At 41.7% G+C, this 15,132-nt stretch carries 19 protein-coding genes; 18 read left to right on the top strand and 1 reads right to left on the bottom strand.

What is annotated here, in order from left to right:
• Nucleotides 1–55 precede the first annotated feature (55 nt).
• The 15 genes from IJ535_RS08050 to IJ535_RS07980 all read left to right on the top strand — a co-directional run bounded on the left by IJ535_RS08050 (nt 56) and on the right by IJ535_RS07980 (nt 11,319).
• Nucleotides 56–1,807, top strand: coding sequence for a glycosyl hydrolase family 18 protein (locus IJ535_RS08050; RefSeq protein ID WP_294301084.1), 1,752 nt, complete (start codon nt 56–58; stop codon nt 1,805–1,807).
• Between the two features lie 101 nt (nt 1,808–1,908).
• Complete coding sequence (locus IJ535_RS08045) at nt 1,909–2,970, top strand: L-threonylcarbamoyladenylate synthase (RefSeq protein ID WP_294301082.1); 1,062 nt, start codon at nt 1,909–1,911, stop codon at nt 2,968–2,970.
• Between the two features lie 28 nt (nt 2,971–2,998).
• Entirely contained in the window at nt 2,999–3,451 is a 453-nt protein-coding gene (locus tag IJ535_RS08040; RefSeq protein ID WP_294301080.1) for an arsenate reductase/protein-tyrosine-phosphatase family protein, read from the top strand.
• Nucleotides 3,452–3,478: 27 nt separating this feature from the next.
• Complete coding sequence (locus tag IJ535_RS08035) at nt 3,479–3,964, top strand: deoxycytidylate deaminase (protein ID WP_294291649.1); 486 nt, start codon at nt 3,479–3,481, stop codon at nt 3,962–3,964.
• A 28-nt stretch (nt 3,965–3,992) separates the two neighbouring features.
• Entirely contained in the window at nt 3,993–4,241 is a 249-nt protein-coding gene (locus IJ535_RS08030) for an AtpZ/AtpI family protein (protein ID WP_294291654.1), read from the top strand.
• Between the two features lie 4 nt (nt 4,242–4,245).
• Nucleotides 4,246–4,680, top strand: coding sequence for a hypothetical protein (locus tag IJ535_RS08025; RefSeq protein ID WP_294301078.1), 435 nt, complete (start codon nt 4,246–4,248; stop codon nt 4,678–4,680).
• Complete coding sequence (gene atpB, locus IJ535_RS08020; protein ID WP_294301076.1) at nt 4,677–5,405, top strand: F0F1 ATP synthase subunit A; 729 nt, start codon at nt 4,677–4,679, stop codon at nt 5,403–5,405. Before IJ535_RS08025 ends, atpB begins: the two co-directional genes overlap by 4 nt.
• Nucleotides 5,406–5,448: 43 nt before the next feature.
• A complete protein-coding gene (atpE, locus tag IJ535_RS08015) occupies nt 5,449–5,706 on the top strand; it encodes an ATP synthase F0 subunit C (protein WP_015550578.1) in 258 nt (85 codons plus the stop codon).
• A 43-nt stretch (nt 5,707–5,749) separates the two neighbouring features.
• Nucleotides 5,750–6,265 carry a F0F1 ATP synthase subunit B gene (gene atpF / locus IJ535_RS08010; RefSeq protein ID WP_294301074.1) on the top strand — a complete coding sequence of 172 codons (516 nt, stop codon included), beginning with the start codon at nt 5,750–5,752 and terminating at the stop codon, nt 6,263–6,265.
• The gene (gene atpH / locus IJ535_RS08005) at nt 6,253–6,819 is read left to right on the top strand and encodes an ATP synthase F1 subunit delta (protein ID WP_294301071.1); all 567 of its coding nucleotides are present in this window, start codon (nt 6,253–6,255) and stop codon (nt 6,817–6,819) included. The genes atpF and atpH overlap by 13 nt, the downstream gene beginning before the upstream one ends.
• Nucleotides 6,816–8,321, top strand: a complete 1,506-nt coding sequence (gene atpA, locus IJ535_RS08000) for a F0F1 ATP synthase subunit alpha (protein ID WP_028243192.1) — start codon at nt 6,816–6,818, stop codon at nt 8,319–8,321. Before atpH ends, atpA begins: the two co-directional genes overlap by 4 nt.
• Nucleotides 8,322–8,336: 15 nt before the next feature.
• The gene (gene atpG, locus IJ535_RS07995) at nt 8,337–9,203 is read left to right on the top strand and encodes an ATP synthase F1 subunit gamma (RefSeq protein WP_294301067.1); all 867 of its coding nucleotides are present in this window, start codon (nt 8,337–8,339) and stop codon (nt 9,201–9,203) included.
• Between the two features lie 25 nt (nt 9,204–9,228).
• Nucleotides 9,229–10,626: a F0F1 ATP synthase subunit beta gene (gene atpD / locus IJ535_RS07990; protein ID WP_294301064.1), complete on the top strand. Its 1,398-nt coding sequence runs from the start codon at nt 9,229–9,231 to the stop codon at nt 10,624–10,626.
• Nucleotides 10,627–10,638: 12 nt separating this feature from the next.
• On the top strand, nt 10,639–11,046 hold the full coding sequence (atpC, locus tag IJ535_RS07985; RefSeq protein ID WP_294301058.1) for an ATP synthase F1 subunit epsilon: 408 nt from the start codon (nt 10,639–10,641) through the stop codon (nt 11,044–11,046).
• A 45-nt stretch (nt 11,047–11,091) separates the two neighbouring features.
• The gene (locus IJ535_RS07980; RefSeq protein ID WP_294301054.1) at nt 11,092–11,319 is read left to right on the top strand and encodes a hypothetical protein; all 228 of its coding nucleotides are present in this window, start codon (nt 11,092–11,094) and stop codon (nt 11,317–11,319) included.
• 382 nt (nt 11,320–11,701) lie between these two features.
• On the opposite strand, the gene IJ535_RS07975 is transcribed toward IJ535_RS07980, so the two are convergent.
• Entirely contained in the window at nt 11,702–12,301 is a 600-nt protein-coding gene (locus IJ535_RS07975; protein WP_294301051.1) for an ATPase, read from the bottom strand.
• A gap of 383 nt (nt 12,302–12,684) precedes the next feature.
• Here IJ535_RS07975 and IJ535_RS07970 point away from each other — a divergent pair, with 383 nt between their 5' ends.
• The 3 genes from IJ535_RS07970 to IJ535_RS07960 all read left to right on the top strand — a co-directional run bounded on the left by IJ535_RS07970 (nt 12,685) and on the right by IJ535_RS07960 (nt 15,059).
• A complete protein-coding gene (locus IJ535_RS07970; protein WP_294301049.1) occupies nt 12,685–13,152 on the top strand; it encodes an NUDIX hydrolase in 468 nt (155 codons plus the stop codon).
• 21 nt (nt 13,153–13,173) lie between these two features.
• On the top strand, nt 13,174–13,677 hold the full coding sequence (locus IJ535_RS07965) for a GreA/GreB family elongation factor (RefSeq protein WP_294301047.1): 504 nt from the start codon (nt 13,174–13,176) through the stop codon (nt 13,675–13,677).
• 116 nt (nt 13,678–13,793) lie between these two features.
• On the top strand, nt 13,794–15,059 hold the full coding sequence (locus tag IJ535_RS07960) for a hypothetical protein (protein ID WP_294301045.1): 1,266 nt from the start codon (nt 13,794–13,796) through the stop codon (nt 15,057–15,059).
• Nucleotides 15,060–15,132 lie beyond the last annotated feature (73 nt).

The raw sequence follows: 15,132 nt of genomic DNA, 5'->3' as shown, positions 1-15,132 counted from the left end.
TTTAAACCGCTGTTTTGTTATACTTTAACGGAATATAGATATAAGGGAGATGCTTATGAGCTATCGACATAATACACATTACAATAGAAAAAGAAAAAAGAGATATAGAGTACCTAGAGGCTATATTTATATAGCGGCACTGCTGATAATATTGGCGGCGTTTATAGTAGGAATATATGCAATCAAGAAATATACACCTACCAAAGAGCATGCCCCATTAACAGATGTATTTGTACTAACACATGACAATCAGGCGGCTGTTGTTTTAAATAGTGAATATATCGAGCCTACTGAGGATGTAGCACACGGATATGCCATGATAGATTCTGGCAAGGTGTACTTAGAGCTTGGATTTGTAAAGGATTATCTTGATGATGGGTATGTATATGACCCTACAGAAATAACACTTCGATATGCTACAGATACAGAGATTTATACTGCAAATCTGGGAAGCAATGCTTACCTAATCGATAAATCCAACAATACAATGGATAACAACATTGTAATTGCAGGTGATGATACAGTGTTTATTCTGGCTGATTACGTGAAGCTTCTTACAGATATTCAGTATGAATATTTTGAATCGCCAGACCGAGTATTTATTGAAAAAGCAGGCTATGCGAAGCAAACAGCTAAAGCTAAAGGCAAAACACAGATAAGAATTCTTAATGGCCCTAAGAGCCCAATCTTAGAGGATGTTGAAAAGGGCGAGGCCATTACAGTAGTTAGAGATACAGGCAAATGGAGCTTTGTAGTGTCTGAAAAGGGCGTTATGGGCTACATGAAAAATAATAAGATTGCGGCAGGAAAAGAAGAAAAGGTGAAAGCTACACTTCCTGAGAGAACCTACAATCATATTTCTACTGGAAAAGAAATATCATTACTATGGCATCAGGTGACTGCACAGGCTGCAAACGCTGATATTGCAACAGTGTTAGCAGATTCTGGCAAGGTAAATGTAATCTCACCTACATGGTTCCATCTTAGTGATAACAAGGGCGGAATCGCATCTATTGCAAGTAGTAGCTACGTAAGCACTTGCCATGCAGCAGGGGTGCAGGTTTGGGGACTTATCAGCAATCTTGAGGATGAAAGTGTTGATACTGCAACAGTGTTAAACACAACAAGCTCAAGAGATTCCCTGGTAAACAACCTGATTGCTCAGGCCATAACCTACGGTCTTGATGGAATTAATATTGATATAGAGCAGCTCCCAGGCGCAGCTTCAGATGGCTTCATTCAGTTCGTTAAGGAGCTATCAATAAAGTGTGAGAAAAATGATATCATTTTATCTGTAGATAATTACGTACCAACTGCATCATCAGCAGGCTATAACAGAAAAGAGCAGGCTAAATATGCAGATTATGTAATAATCATGGGGTATGATGAGCATTACTCAGGTAGTGAAGAGGCAGGCTCAGTTGCATCAATAGGCTGGGTTGAGCAGGGGGTTAAGGATACCCTAGAAGAAGTACCAGCAGAGCAGGTGGTTCTTGGAATGCCTTTCTATTGTAGAGTTTGGAACATTGCAGAGGATGGCAGCATTTCCAGCAAGGCGTACGGAATGGACGCAGTCCAGACATATCTTAATACAAATGGAGTTTCCACTGCATGGGATGATGCAAGTGGTCAGTATTATGGTGAATATGTTAAGGACGGCACCACTTACAAGGTGTGGGTAGAGGATGAAGCTTCCTTAGAGGAGAAGCTAAAAGTTATGGATAATTATGGATTAGCCGGCGGTGCATTCTGGAAGAAAGGATTTGATAACACAGGCGCTTGGAACGTGATTGCAAAATATTTATAAATTTGTAATCCCACCTAAGACACAGAAAAATCACTGTTTGTTAGGTTCTGAGACGGTTTAAAGGGTTTGTGTTATAAAGCAAAAGTGTTATAATTTTGAGTATGATTACTAGGATTATGGATGTATCGACTGAGCCTATGAACATGCATTACATCAAAGAGGCATCAGAGATACTAAGAAACGGCGGGCTCGTAGCCTTTCCAACTGAGACAGTATATGGTTTGGGTGGAGACGCCACAGATAAAGAAGCATCAAAAAAGATATATGCGGCTAAGGGGCGTCCATCGGACAACCCACTTATAGTGCATATTGCAAAGTTTTCACAGTTAGAAGATATTTCAAAGGATTTGCCAGACAATGCCAAGAAGCTTGCAGATGCATTTTGGCCAGGTCCACTTACAATGGTGGTTAATAAGAACGAAGTAATCCCTTATGAAACCACAGGAGGTCTTGACACAGTGGCTGTTAGAATGCCTAACAACCCAGTGGCACTAGCTCTTATAGAAGAAAGCGGATGCATGATTGCAGCCCCTAGTGCTAATACATCAGGCAGACCAAGCCCTACAAAGGCAAGCCATGTATACGAGGATTTATCTGGCAAGATAGAAGCTATATTAGATGGTGGTTCAGTAGATATAGGTCTTGAATCTACAATAGTAGATTTGACAGAGGATGTGGTGACAATCCTACGCCCAGGATATATCAATATGGATATGCTGCGTGAAGTGGTAGGAGAAGTCAGAATGGACCCAGGCATTGTTTACAATGATAAGGGTACCACATCAGGTGCTAGGCCAAAGGCGCCTGGCATGAGATATAAGCACTATGCACCAAAGGGCGATTTAACAATAATCTCAGGGGAAGAGGATATTGTTGTAGCCACAATCAACCAAATGACAAAAGAGGCACTTGATAAAGGTCAAAGGGTAGGCATTATAGCTACATCTGAATCAGCGGACAGATACAAAGATGGCCAGGTGCTAGTCATTGGAGACAGAGCAGATGAGGGAAGTATAGCTCACAATCTATACGATATCCTTCGTCAGTTTGATGAAATTGGTGTAGATGTTATCTATTCAGAAAGCTTTGCAACACCTAAGATGGGGCAGGCGATTATGAACAGATTGCTTAAGGCGGCAGGCCAAAAGACAATAGAAGTATAGTCACAGCCCGCAGTCAGGAGATAATGGAATGGAAAAAATTAATAGAGTGATATTTGCTTCCGGAAGCGGAACTGCAAGGGCGCCTATGGCAACAGCCATATTCCACGCCACTGAGCACTCAAGGCCTATTATATGTGAGGCCAGAGGCTTGATAGTTCAGTTTCCAGAGCCACTTAATCAAAAGGCGGAAGCGATACTTATCAGTAATGGCATTACGCTGACGGATTATTCCTCAAAGCAGTTGATGGATTCGGATTTTTCCGAAAACACCCTGGTTATAACAATGGAGGAAAGCCAGAGGCAAAAGATATTAAATGAATATGCAAACGCCACCGAGGAGAATGTGAGACTTCTAAACGAGCTTGTGGGGGACGAGCTTGAAGTCATGGATCCTTATGGTGGTTCGGTACAGACATACGGTCTGTGCTACGAGGTCTTAAAGGCATCAATAGAGAAGTTAATGAGGGTACTTTCGGCATAAATTATATACGTATTGGAGGACAAGACCATGAGTGACAAGAGACTTGATTACATTAGCTGGGATGAATACTTTATGGGCGTAGCAGTATTATCGGGTATGAGATCTAAAGACCCAAACACACAGGTTGGAGCTTGTATTGTTAGCCAGGATAATAAGATTCTATCTATGGGCTACAATGGTTTTCCAAATGGTTGTTCAGATGATGAGTTTCCTTGGGCAAGAGTAGGAGACCCTCTGGAGAATAAATATTTCTATACAACACACAGCGAGCTAAATGCAATCCTCAATTATAGAGGCGGTTCATTGGAAGGCTCAAAGCTGTATGTGTCACTTTTTCCATGTAATGAATGTGCCAAGGCTATCATTCAGTCAGGCATCAAAACTATCATCTACGATAGTGATAAATATGAGAACACACCATCAGTTATCGCATCAAAGCGTATGCTAAGAGCAGCTGGTGTTGAGTTTTATCAATATCAACATACTGGTAGAGAAATATCATTTACTCTATAACATTAAACTTACCAGATAGGAGCAAGCAGTGAGGGACAAGAAAAAGGCAAGTAAGGATGTAGCAAGTGCACTGGTAATGGTGCTTCAGCTAGGAATAAATGTAATAGTACCTATTCTCTTATGTACGGTAATAGGTGTTTTGCTAACTAATCACTTTGGTTCAAAGGGGTTCACTATAGGGGGAATCCTTATAGGTGTAGTAGCAGCATGTAATGGGGCGTACCGTTACCTAAGAGGATATTTAAAACGATTCGAGTCAAAGGAAAAGCATGATTAATTGGATGAAAAGACTAAATCAAGCTTTGCCAGGCTTGGTTTTAGGAATACTTATATTCGGCGGATTAGTAGAGCTTGTGGGAGTGTGGTTTGTAAAAGACAAAATCAGATATACCACAGGTTTAGTATTTGGAATCGGCTGTGCAATATTTATGGCCATACATATAGCCATGATAATCGAAGAATCAGTGCGAATTGGTGAAGGGCATGAAAAGTACCTTTCATTCAAATCGGTGATGCGATATCTGATTGTATGTGCAGTGATGATTCTTATGATGGTGTTTAAGCTTGGCAACATGTTTACGGCACTCATCGGTATTTTAGGGCTCAAGGTTAGTGCTTATGCGCAGCCTTTGCTAAATAAAATTCTCGGTAATAACAATTTAAATACAGCCGAGGGGATTAACAACGAACTAAATACGAAGGAGGTGAAAGTGTGACAGAAGGAATTTTACTGGCCTCGAGCGATACTGTGGACATGATTAAGGGTCTGTACAAGTACGAAGTATTTGGACAGGAAGTTTGGATTACCACATCTCATGTCTGTATTCTTATCGTTTGGCTTTCGCTGGTTATTTTCTCTTTAATAGCCAACCATAAGCTAAAGCATGCCACTGAAGTTCCTGATACCTTCCAAAGCATCTTAGAGTTGATTGTTTCACTTTTAGATGGAATGGTGGAAGGCAGTATGGGTAAGCACGCACCAGTGTTTGCAAACTGGATTTGTACGATATTCTGTTTCATCTTGGTATCTAACTTATCTGGTTTGGTTGGACTAAGACCACCAACAGCCGATTACGGTACAACACTTGCGCTGGCATTAATTACCTTTGTTTGCATCCATGTAGTTAAGATTAGGCATCAGAGTGCAAAGGACATTTGGATTGACAAGTGTTCTCCATTGCCACCATGGTTGCCAATTTGGATGCCTATCAATGTCATTTCCGACATTGCGGTACCAATTTCTATGTCACTACGTTTGTTTGCAAACGTTCTTTCAGGAACTATCATTATGGGTCTTGTATATGGATTGCTAGGAAAGTTCGCCCTGGTATGGCCTGCAGCACTTCATGTGTACTTTGATATTTTCTCTGGTGCAATACAGACCTATGTATTCTGTATGTTGACAATGACATACATCGCTCAAAGTTATGGAGACAGCTAACAGCTGATTCAACAACAAAATTACTTTTAGGAGGAAACAACTTATGAACATTTCAGGTACAGATTTAATTAAAGCTTGTTCAGCAATCGGTGCTGGTCTTGCAGTTATCGCTGGTATTGGTCCTGGTATTGGACAAGGTATCGCAGCTGGTCACGGTGCAGCAGCCGTTGGTCGTAACCCAGGAGCACAGGGACAGATTATGTCTACTATGTTACTTGGTCAGGCCGTTGCCGAGACAACAGGTCTTTACGGACTTGTTATTGCCCTTCTGTTACTCTTTGTACAGCCTTTAGTTGGCTAAGCGGAACCAGGAAGATAGATTATAAAAAAGGAGGGGCTAAAAGTTGGAAAGACTATTTGACTTAGACGTTCAGTTGGTGAACGACGTAGTACTTTTAGCCATAGCAGTATTCTTCCTATTCCTTATAATGTCAAACAAGCTTTTCAATCCAGCAAGAAAGCTTTTGCAGGATAGAAAGGATGGCATTGCAAGGGACATCGCAGATGCTAAGAAAGATAAGGAAGAGGCAGAAAAGCTAAGGCTCGAGTACGAGGCAAAGCTTAAGGATATCAACAAAGAAAGAGATGCTATCCTGGCTGAAGCAAGACAAAAGGCCTTGAAGAATGAAACCAAAATTATTAGCGACGCTAAGGAAGAAGCCGCAGCTATTATCGCTCGTGCAAACGAGGAGGCTGAGCTTGAGAAGAAGAAGGTTGCTGATGAGGTTAAGCAGGAAATGATATCAGTTGCAGCTGTTATGGCTAGCAAGGTTGTTGCTGCTAATATCGACACAACTATTCAGAACACCTTAGTAGAGCAAACTCTTAAGGAAATGGGTGAAAGCACATGGCTAAATTAGTCTCAAACGTATATGGTGATGCATTGTTTGAGCTAGCCGTGGAATCAGGGAAGGTCGATGACTTTTTAAATGAGGCAGAGGCTGTCATAGAAGTCCTTGAGACTAATGACGGATTTTCTCAGATGATGAATCATCCAAAAATCAATAAAGAAGAAAAGCTTCAAATCATCGACAATGTATTCAAAGGTAAAGTAAGCGATGAACTGGTTGGCCTCTTAAGACAGCTAGAGGAAAAAGACCACTCAAAGGATATGGTGGCAGTGCTTAATTACTTCATTGAGAAGGTTTACGATTACAAAAAAATCGGCAGGGCAACTGTTACAACACCAACAGAGCTTACTGAAGCACAGAAATCAGATGTCGAGAAGCGTTTGCTTCAAACTACCGACTATGGTTCATTTGTAATGACATACAAGGTAGACCCTGAATTAATCGGGGGTATGGTAATTCGCATTAAGGATAGAGTTGTTGATAGTTCTATCAAGACTCAGATTAGTAAATTAACTCACGAGTTATCAAATATTCAATTGAAAGTAGGTGAATGCGCTCCATGAATTTAAAACCAGAAGAGATTAGCTCGGTTATTAAAGAGCAGATGAAACGCTATGCAGCGCAGCTTGATGTTTCGGACGTAGGAACCGTAATTCAGGTTGCCGATGGAATTGCACGTATTCACGGATTACAGAATGCTATGCAGGGCGAACTTCTAGAGTTCCCTGGGGAAGTATACGGCATGGTATTAAACCTTGAGGAGGACAACGTTGGTTGCGTTCTTTTAGGAAACGATAAAAACATCAATGAAGGCGATACAGTAAAGACTACTGGTCGTGTTGTTGAGGTTCCAGTTGGAGACGCAATGCTTGGACGTGTAGTTAACGCGTTAGGCCAGCCTATTGATGGCAAGGGACCTATTGATAGCACAAAATTCCGTCCTATCGAGCGTGTTGCTTCAGGCGTTATCTCTCGTAAATCCGTAGATACTCCACTTCAGACAGGTATCAAGGCTATCGATTCCATGATTCCTATCGGACGTGGACAGCGTGAGCTTATTATCGGTGATAGACAGACTGGTAAGACTGCTATCGCAATTGATACAATCATTAACCAGAAGGGACAGGGCGTAAAATGTATTTACGTTGCAATTGGCCAGAAGGCATCAACAGTTGCAGCCCTTGTTAAGACATTAGAGGAATATGGTGCTATGAGCTGGACAACAGTAGTTGCCGCTACAGCATCAGAGCTTGCACCACTTCAGTATATCGCTCCATACTCTGGCTGCGCTATCGGTGAGGAGTGGATGGAGAATGGTGAGGACGTACTTATCATCTATGATGATCTAAGTAAGCATGCTACTGCATACCGTACACTCTCATTACTTCTTCGTCGTCCACCAGGACGTGAAGCTTACCCTGGTGATGTATTCTACCTCCACTCAAGATTACTTGAGCGTGCGGCTAGATTGTCTGATAAGCTGGGCGGTGGCTCACTTACAGCATTACCAATCATTGAGACACAGGCAGGTGATGTATCTGCATACATCCCTACAAACGTTATTTCAATCACAGATGGTCAGATTTATCTTGAGACAGAAGCCTTCAACGCAGGTTTCAGACCAGCCGTTAACGCAGGTCTTTCAGTATCCCGTGTAGGTGGTTCTGCTCAGATTAAGGCTATGAAGAAAATCGCAGCTCCTATCCGTGTAGAGCTTGCTCAGTACCGAGAGCTTGCAGCTTTTGCACAGTTCGGCTCAGAGCTTGACGCTGATACAGCTGAAAAGCTTGCACAAGGTGAGCGTATCAAAGAGATGTTAAAGCAGCCACAGTACGCACCAATGCCAGTAGAGTATCAGATTATGATTATCTACGCAGCAACAAAGAAGTACTTGCTTGACATTCCAACAGCCGATGTCCTTAAATTCGAAAAGGCATTGTTTGATTTGGTTGATACAAAGTATCCAGAAATTCCAGAAAGCATCCGCACAACAAAGGTGCTTGAAGGTGAGATGGAAGAAAAGCTAATTAAGGCTATCGAGGAGTGTAAGAAGACTTACAAGTAAGGAGGGTGATCTGTTATGGCCTCAATGAGAGACATAAAAAGAAGAAAACAGAGTGTTAGTAGCACTCAGCAGATCACTAAGGCCATGAAGCTTGTATCTACAGTAAAGCTTCAGAAGGCAAGAAGTAAGGCAGAACAGACAACACCTTACTTCAATGCAATGTATAACACTATTTGTGGAATGCTTGCAAAGGCTGGCACAGTAAACAACAAATACCTGAGAGACAATGGCTCAGAGAAGATTGGCGTTATCGTCATAACATCTAACCGTGGTCTTGCAGGTGGTTACAATTCAAATATTGTAAAGATGATTACTGGAAGCCAAATGAATCCTTCTGATGTAAAGCTGTATGTAATAGGACACAAGGGTGGTGAGAGCCTTGCCCACAAGGGATACGAAGTGGTTAAGGATTATTCCCCAGTAATGGAGGCACCAACCTATGCCGATGCAATAGCTATCAGCAACGATGTCCTTACTGATTATGCAAGTGGTGAAATTGGACAGATTTATCTTGTGTACACACACTTCAAAAATACAGTTAGCCAGATTCCAAAGCTAATAAAGTTGCTTCCAGCAGAGATTGATGAGGCAGATGTTGAGAAGGCTAAGTCCGCTTCCGCAGAGGCTCTTATGAATTTTGAGCCAAACGAGGAAGAGGCACTAGAGCTTATCATTCCTAAATATGTCACATCACTTGTATACGGTGCATTGGTAGAGGCTGTTGCCTCAGAAAACGGTGCCAGAATGCAGGCTATGGATTCAGCTACAAATAATGCTGAGGAAATCATTAGTGATCTATCATTAAAATACAATCGTGCCCGCCAGGGATCAATTACTCAGGAATTGACCGAGATTATCGCTGGTGCAGAGGCATTGAGCTGACAAAAAAGCAGATAGGAGTGAAAAAATGGCAAATAATATTGGTAAAATCACTCAGATTATCGGTGCGGTACTTGACGTAAAATTTGGTGAGGATTCACTTCCAGAAATCAACGATGCTCTTGAAATCACAAGAGATAACGGCGAGAGACTGGTTGTTGAGGTTGCACAGCATTTGGGTGACGATACAGTTCGTTGTATTGCCATGGGTCCTACAGACGGATTAGTACGTGGAATGGATGTAGTAGCTACAGGAGCACCAATTTCGGTTCCTGTTGGTGAGGCTACTCTTGGTCGTATTTTCAACGTACTTGGTGAAGCTATTGATGAGCAACCAGCACCTGAGGGTGTTGATAAGATGCCTATCCATAGGAAAGCACCTGCGTTTGAGGAGCAGGCAACATCAACAGAAATGCTTGAGACAGGTATTAAGGTCGTTGACCTTCTTTGCCCATATCAGAAAGGTGGAAAGATTGGTTTGTTCGGTGGTGCCGGTGTAGGTAAAACCGTACTTATTCAGGAGCTTATCCACAACATCGCTACTGAGCACGGTGGATATTCAGTATTCACAGGTGTAGGTGAGCGTACCCGTGAAGGTAATGACCTTTACTACGAAATGAAGGAGTCAGGCGTTATCGACAAAACCTGCATGGTTTTCGGTCAGATGAACGAGCCACCTGGAGCCAGAATGAGAGTTGGTCTTACTGGACTTACAATGGCTGAGTACTTCAGAGATAAGGGTGGAAAGGACGTGCTTCTTTTCATCGATAACATCTTCCGTTTTACTCAGGCTGGTTCAGAGGTTTCGGCCCTCCTTGGTCGTATGCCTTCAGCCGTTGGTTATCAGCCAACACTTCAGACAGAGATGGGCGCTCTTCAGGAGCGAATCACATCTACAAAGAATGGTTCAATTACATCAGTACAGGCTGTTTACGTGCCTGCCGACGATTTAACTGACCCAGCTCCAGCTACAACATTCGCACACTTGGATGCTACTACAGTACTTGAGCGTTCTATCGCCGAGCTTGGTATTTATCCAGCGGTAGACCCACTTGGTTCTACATCTCGTATCCTTGATCCACGTATCGTTGGTCAGGAGCATTTCGAGGTTGCCCGTGGTGTACAGGAGATTCTTCAGAAATATAAGGAATTACAGGATATCATCGCAATCCTTGGTATGGATGAACTTTCAGAAGAGGATAAGCTTGTAGTTAACCGTGCTCGTAAGATTCAGAGATTCTTGTCACAGCCATTCTTCGTAGCTGGTCAGTTTACCGGTCTCGAAGGAAAGTATGTGCCAATTGCTGAGACAGTACGTGGCTTCAAGGAAATCCTTGAAGGAAAGCATGATGACATCCCAGAGAGCTACTTCCTTAACGCTGGTACAATCGACGAGGTTCGTGCCAAGATGAACGAGAACAAATAGGAGGTGGCGTAAATGGCAGATAACACCTTTAAGGTATCAATCATCACGCCAGAGCGTAGCTTTTATGAGGGAGAAGCTACAATGGTTGAATTTAATACTGCCTGTGGTGAGATTGGCGTTCTGCCAAAGCATATACCACTTACCACAGTAATCGCGCCAGGTATCTGTACTATTACAGAGGCTGATGGTGTGAAGAAAGCAGCTATACATGCGGGTCTCGCTGAGATTCTCCCAGATAAGGTGACATTGCTTGCCGAAATTGCTGAGTGGCCAGACGAGATAGATGTAGAGCGAGCTAAAAAGGCTGAAGAAAGAGCTAAGAATCGTTTAGCACAAAAGGATGCCAGTCTTGATGTGCTAAGAGCGGAAGTTGCGCTTAAGAAAGCGCTGGTTAGACAAGAGATTCATCAAACACGATAAGGCTTCTCCTGAAATTAGCCTTACGTGTGGCTGGGAGGTAACACTATGCTTGATGCTGATACAAAACGTGATATTGAAGATTTAAAGATTCAATTGAAAAGGTATGAGGATGAGGAAGCACAGCTCATGAAAGAGCTTGAGACCTTACGTGCCCGAAAGAATGAGGTCAAAGACAAACTCAAGGTCCTCAGCAACGATGACAAATATCAGCAGGATATGCTGACTATGGTGTATCAGCAACGACATGGTGCTGCCAAAAAGCCAACAGAATAAAGAATCCTGGCATGGCCGGGAGTGTATAATCATGGCGCCGCGTTTGCGGCGCCTTATTTTTGTGTGGATTGGGCGCATAGGAACGAAAACATGGGGATAGCGGCTAGATTGCGCCCAAGGTGATATTAGGTTGATTTGTGGATTGGGCGCTCATCGACGGAAATATGGGCTTTATAGCAATATCACGCCCAATGAAATAACACTGATAGTTGATTTCATGGGCGCGAATAACGTAAACAGTGACTTTACGCGAAGAATCCGCCCAAAACATGGCAATAATTGAAGTTACGTTGGGCGCTAAATACGAAAGTAGTGGGGGTGTGTAGAAATCGCGCCCAATTAAGCAGAGCTATCAGTAAGATGTGAAAGTAACCAGGCCTATTTAGATAAGTAAAAAGCTAATAGCGGCTTCCGCTTCTTTATAGCTGAAAGGCTTGGCCTTAGATTCATAGGTGGTTATCAGATTTTTCCCTTGTATGAGACCATGATGATAGTACTGTTTAAGCTTATTGAATGCTGCAAAGGCATAATCTTCATTGTCCATTATGCCAAAGTGCTCCCAATAAAAGATTTCGCCAGTGATTGGATGTTTAAAAGTGAAATCTGGATAATAACAATGATTACTTAGTAAAAGCTCACATTCATATCTATAAGGAATATTGTTTGAAGAAAGCACCATATCTATAAAGACTTCAGATTTAGATCGTACTATTTGACCTGATGGGCAGGGAAAAGTAAGTTGCTCTTTATAGTTTGGGTTTTTATTATATGGCGCATTGCTCCATTCTGAAATGCTTATAGCTTTTGAATTATCATTAAGAAGTGAGCAGACTTTAGGATTTGATTTATATTGTAAAAGCTCTGCCTCAGCCGTATTGCTAAGTAATAGGTCAATGTACATGGCTTTGTTTTTTAGAAGCTTTAATTCTAATTGAAGCTTCTTCTTAGTTGCTAAATCCTTTGCCAAAGATATATTGTTCATGGGAATATAATTAGTTTTATTGTTTATACGTTGATAATATTTCGTGTATTTTCCATTGGTTCTACATTGTAGTTCGCCATCTGGAAGTTGGGCAACTTGCTTTTCTAAATTTGCTATTTTATTTTCAATAGAATTATATTTCGCTTTTAAATAATTAATATGTATCCCTCCTTAAATTAATATGCTTTTTGTGGGAATTAAAAAGAAAAAGATAAATTAAGAAAAAAAGACCAATTAATAATATCAGTAGTAATTATTAATGTCAATAAAAAGTTATACATAAGTAGTCATGTACATATAAAATAATGATTATAACGTATGAAATTTCATAAAAAAGAATTAAAATTTATAGGTAATCTATGAAAGAAGAGGAATGAAGATTTATGAACTATATAGGCGATTTACGAAAAGTGATTGGTCACGATACTATAATGACTGTAGGATGTGGCGTGTTAGTGGAAAATGAAAAGGGCCAGGTGCTATTGCAAAAGCGAAGCGATAATGGTCAGTGGTGTGTACCAGGCGGGGCATTAGAGCTTGGGGAGACATATAAGGAAGCTGCTGCAAGAGAGCTTAGGGAAGAGGTTGGTATAGAAGTTAAGGAGCTTCAGCTGTTTGGCCTGTATTCAGGTGATGATAGGATGATTACATATCCAAACCAGGATGTTGTCTATTCACTTGCAGTGATTTTTAAGACAAATAAGTATGACGGAACCATCTCAGATGAGGATTCCGAAGTGCTTGAGCATAGATTTTTTGACCCACAGGATATTCCAGCAGATTTGTTTGCTCCAGATGCAAGGGCAATTACAGATTGGGCTAAAGGGAAGACAGAAGTTGTGGTAGAGTAGTTGGAAACGGAGGTAACACAAATGGGAGAGAGACTTACAAAGGGTGATATAGAAAAGATTCAGGCAGAGATAGATGAGCGTAAGCTGGTGCTTCGCCCAAAGCTTCTAGATGAAGTTAAAGAGACAAGGGCTCAAGGAGATTTGTCTGAGAATTTTGAGTACCATGAGGCAAAGCGCGCCAAGAACATGAATGATAGCCGTATTCGCTATTTGGAGAAGATGCTAAAGTTTGCTGAAGTAGTAGATGATAGCAGTGCCGATGACGAAGTAGGAATCAATAACACAGTAACAATCTACATCCCAGAGGACGATTGTGAGGAAACATATAAGCTCGTTACAAGTATCCGAGGTAACTCACTTAAAGGGCTAATTTCCATAGAATCACCACTAGGAGCTGCAATACGTGGCAAGCATGTAGGCGATAGAGTCATGGTAAAAGTAAACGATGATTATTCCTATGAAGTGGAGATTAGGTTGATTGATAAATCAACAACAGACGAGGACGACAAGATAAAGAGATATTAAAGATTACAAAAGCTGCTTTTATAGAGCGGCTTTTTTATATTACTTTCAGAATAGAATTTACCTATAAATAATGGTATATTTATATTAGATTTTTATGAGAAAATGGGGTGAGAATTATGGTGAAAGAGAAGCTTAGTCAAATTGGGGAGACAGTACTTGAAAAAATCGATGGGCTTGATGTGAAGGACAAGCTTATCGAGCATAGCTTTAACCATTCGGATATAACAAGAGATGATTTTATGCTAAAGGGAGCTCTTGCCAGTGAGGGGTATGACTGGTGGTGGCACAGCTTCACCGGTCATAACAAACAGACGGGCGAGGAAAAGGCTTTCTTTATAGAGTTTTTTACTATTAATCCTGAGCTTGGTGGGGACGAGCCAGTGTTTGGCCAGCTGCCAGAGAATAAAGCATCGGGCGTGAAGCCATCTTACATGATGGTGAAGGTCGGCTGCTGGGGCGAAGGCGCTAAGCAGATGCATCGCTTCTTTGGCTGGAACAAGGTTAATATTAAGGAAGATGTTCCATTTCTTATTAGTGCAGAGGATTGTTTCTGCTCAGAAAGCCGTACTCTTGGTAAGGTAGAGGTGACAGAGGCGGATGCAAAGGCTCATCCAGAGTGGATGTGTCAGGCAGGTAAGATGGTTTGGGACCTTAACATCGAAAAGCAGATAGCTTTCAACGTGGGCTACGGCGCAGGCTGGGCATCACGTGAGATAGAGGCATTTGAAATGTTCTGGCATGCAGAGGGCATGAAGACATTATTTAGTGGCTCAGTTATACTAGATGGTGTAGAATATGAAGTTAGTCCAGATAGCTGCTATGGCTACGCAGATAAGAACTGGGGCAAGGACTTCACATCCCCATGGGTATGGCTTGCTTCATCACATATTAAGAGTAAAATATCAGGTAAGTGGCTAGATAACAGTGCATTTGATATTGGCGGTGGCCGTCCTAAGGTAAGAACAGGTCATAGCTTTGACGATGTTATTCTTGGTGCTTTTTGGTATGAGGGTCAGCCTTACGAGTTTAACTTCTCTCGTTTTTGGACTCTCACCAGCACAGATTTCAATTGCAATACAGATGGCGAGCAGGTAGTATGGGAAATCACCCAGGAGACACCTCTTGCCAAGCTTGAAGCGAAAATTACCTGTGATAAGGAGGATATGCTTCTGATTAATTACGAGGCTCCAAACGGTGAGAAGCGCCATAACAATCTGTGGAATGGCGGCAATGGTACAGGCGAGATTAAGCTATATAAGAAAATCCTAAAGACCAAGGACACTACAGCTAATAAAAAGGCTGAGTGGAAATGGGAGCTTGTGGATGATATGGAAGCCTATAATATAGGTTGCGAGTATGGCATCTATTCAGAGCCAAGTTAATGTAACTATGATTTTATGCTTGCATAAAAAATCATAGTTGCATTAATTTGGTGAGAACTCTCCATGAGCAAAA

The organism is Pseudobutyrivibrio sp. (genome assembly GCF_017471675.1).
In the GTDB taxonomy this organism is placed as follows: domain Bacteria; phylum Bacillota; class Clostridia; order Lachnospirales; family Lachnospiraceae; genus Pseudobutyrivibrio.
Note: the sequence above shows the minus strand (reverse complement) of the source record. Positions and strands in the feature narration are given on the sequence as shown.

What these genes read in the sequence shown, in the direction of transcription:
- atpH (WP_294301071.1), top strand. Translation starts at nt 6,253, where the DNA reads ATGGCTAAATTAGTCTCAAACGTATATGGTGATGCATTGTTTGAGCTA.
- atpA (WP_028243192.1), top strand. Translation starts at nt 6,816, where the DNA reads ATGAATTTAAAACCAGAAGAGATTAGCTCGGTTATTAAAGAGCAGATG.
- IJ535_RS07975 (WP_294301051.1), bottom strand. Translation starts at nt 12,301, where the DNA reads ATGAACAATATATCTTTGGCAAAGGATTTAGCAACTAAGAAGAAGCTT.
- IJ535_RS08035 (WP_294291649.1), top strand. Translation starts at nt 3,479, where the DNA reads ATGAGTGACAAGAGACTTGATTACATTAGCTGGGATGAATACTTTATG.
- IJ535_RS08040 (WP_294301080.1), top strand. Translation starts at nt 2,999, where the DNA reads ATGGAAAAAATTAATAGAGTGATATTTGCTTCCGGAAGCGGAACTGCA.
- IJ535_RS08025 (WP_294301078.1), top strand. Translation starts at nt 4,246, where the DNA reads ATGAAAAGACTAAATCAAGCTTTGCCAGGCTTGGTTTTAGGAATACTT.
- atpG (WP_294301067.1), top strand. Translation starts at nt 8,337, where the DNA reads ATGGCCTCAATGAGAGACATAAAAAGAAGAAAACAGAGTGTTAGTAGC.
- atpE (WP_015550578.1), top strand. Translation starts at nt 5,449, where the DNA reads ATGAACATTTCAGGTACAGATTTAATTAAAGCTTGTTCAGCAATCGGT.
- IJ535_RS07960 (WP_294301045.1), top strand. Translation starts at nt 13,794, where the DNA reads ATGGTGAAAGAGAAGCTTAGTCAAATTGGGGAGACAGTACTTGAAAAA.
- IJ535_RS08045 (WP_294301082.1), top strand. Translation starts at nt 1,909, where the DNA reads ATGATTACTAGGATTATGGATGTATCGACTGAGCCTATGAACATGCAT.
- IJ535_RS07980 (WP_294301054.1), top strand. Translation starts at nt 11,092, where the DNA reads ATGCTTGATGCTGATACAAAACGTGATATTGAAGATTTAAAGATTCAA.
- atpD (WP_294301064.1), top strand. Translation starts at nt 9,229, where the DNA reads ATGGCAAATAATATTGGTAAAATCACTCAGATTATCGGTGCGGTACTT.
- IJ535_RS08050 (WP_294301084.1), top strand. Translation starts at nt 56, where the DNA reads ATGAGCTATCGACATAATACACATTACAATAGAAAAAGAAAAAAGAGA.
- IJ535_RS07965 (WP_294301047.1), top strand. Translation starts at nt 13,174, where the DNA reads ATGGGAGAGAGACTTACAAAGGGTGATATAGAAAAGATTCAGGCAGAG.
- IJ535_RS07970 (WP_294301049.1), top strand. Translation starts at nt 12,685, where the DNA reads ATGAACTATATAGGCGATTTACGAAAAGTGATTGGTCACGATACTATA.
- atpC (WP_294301058.1), top strand. Translation starts at nt 10,639, where the DNA reads ATGGCAGATAACACCTTTAAGGTATCAATCATCACGCCAGAGCGTAGC.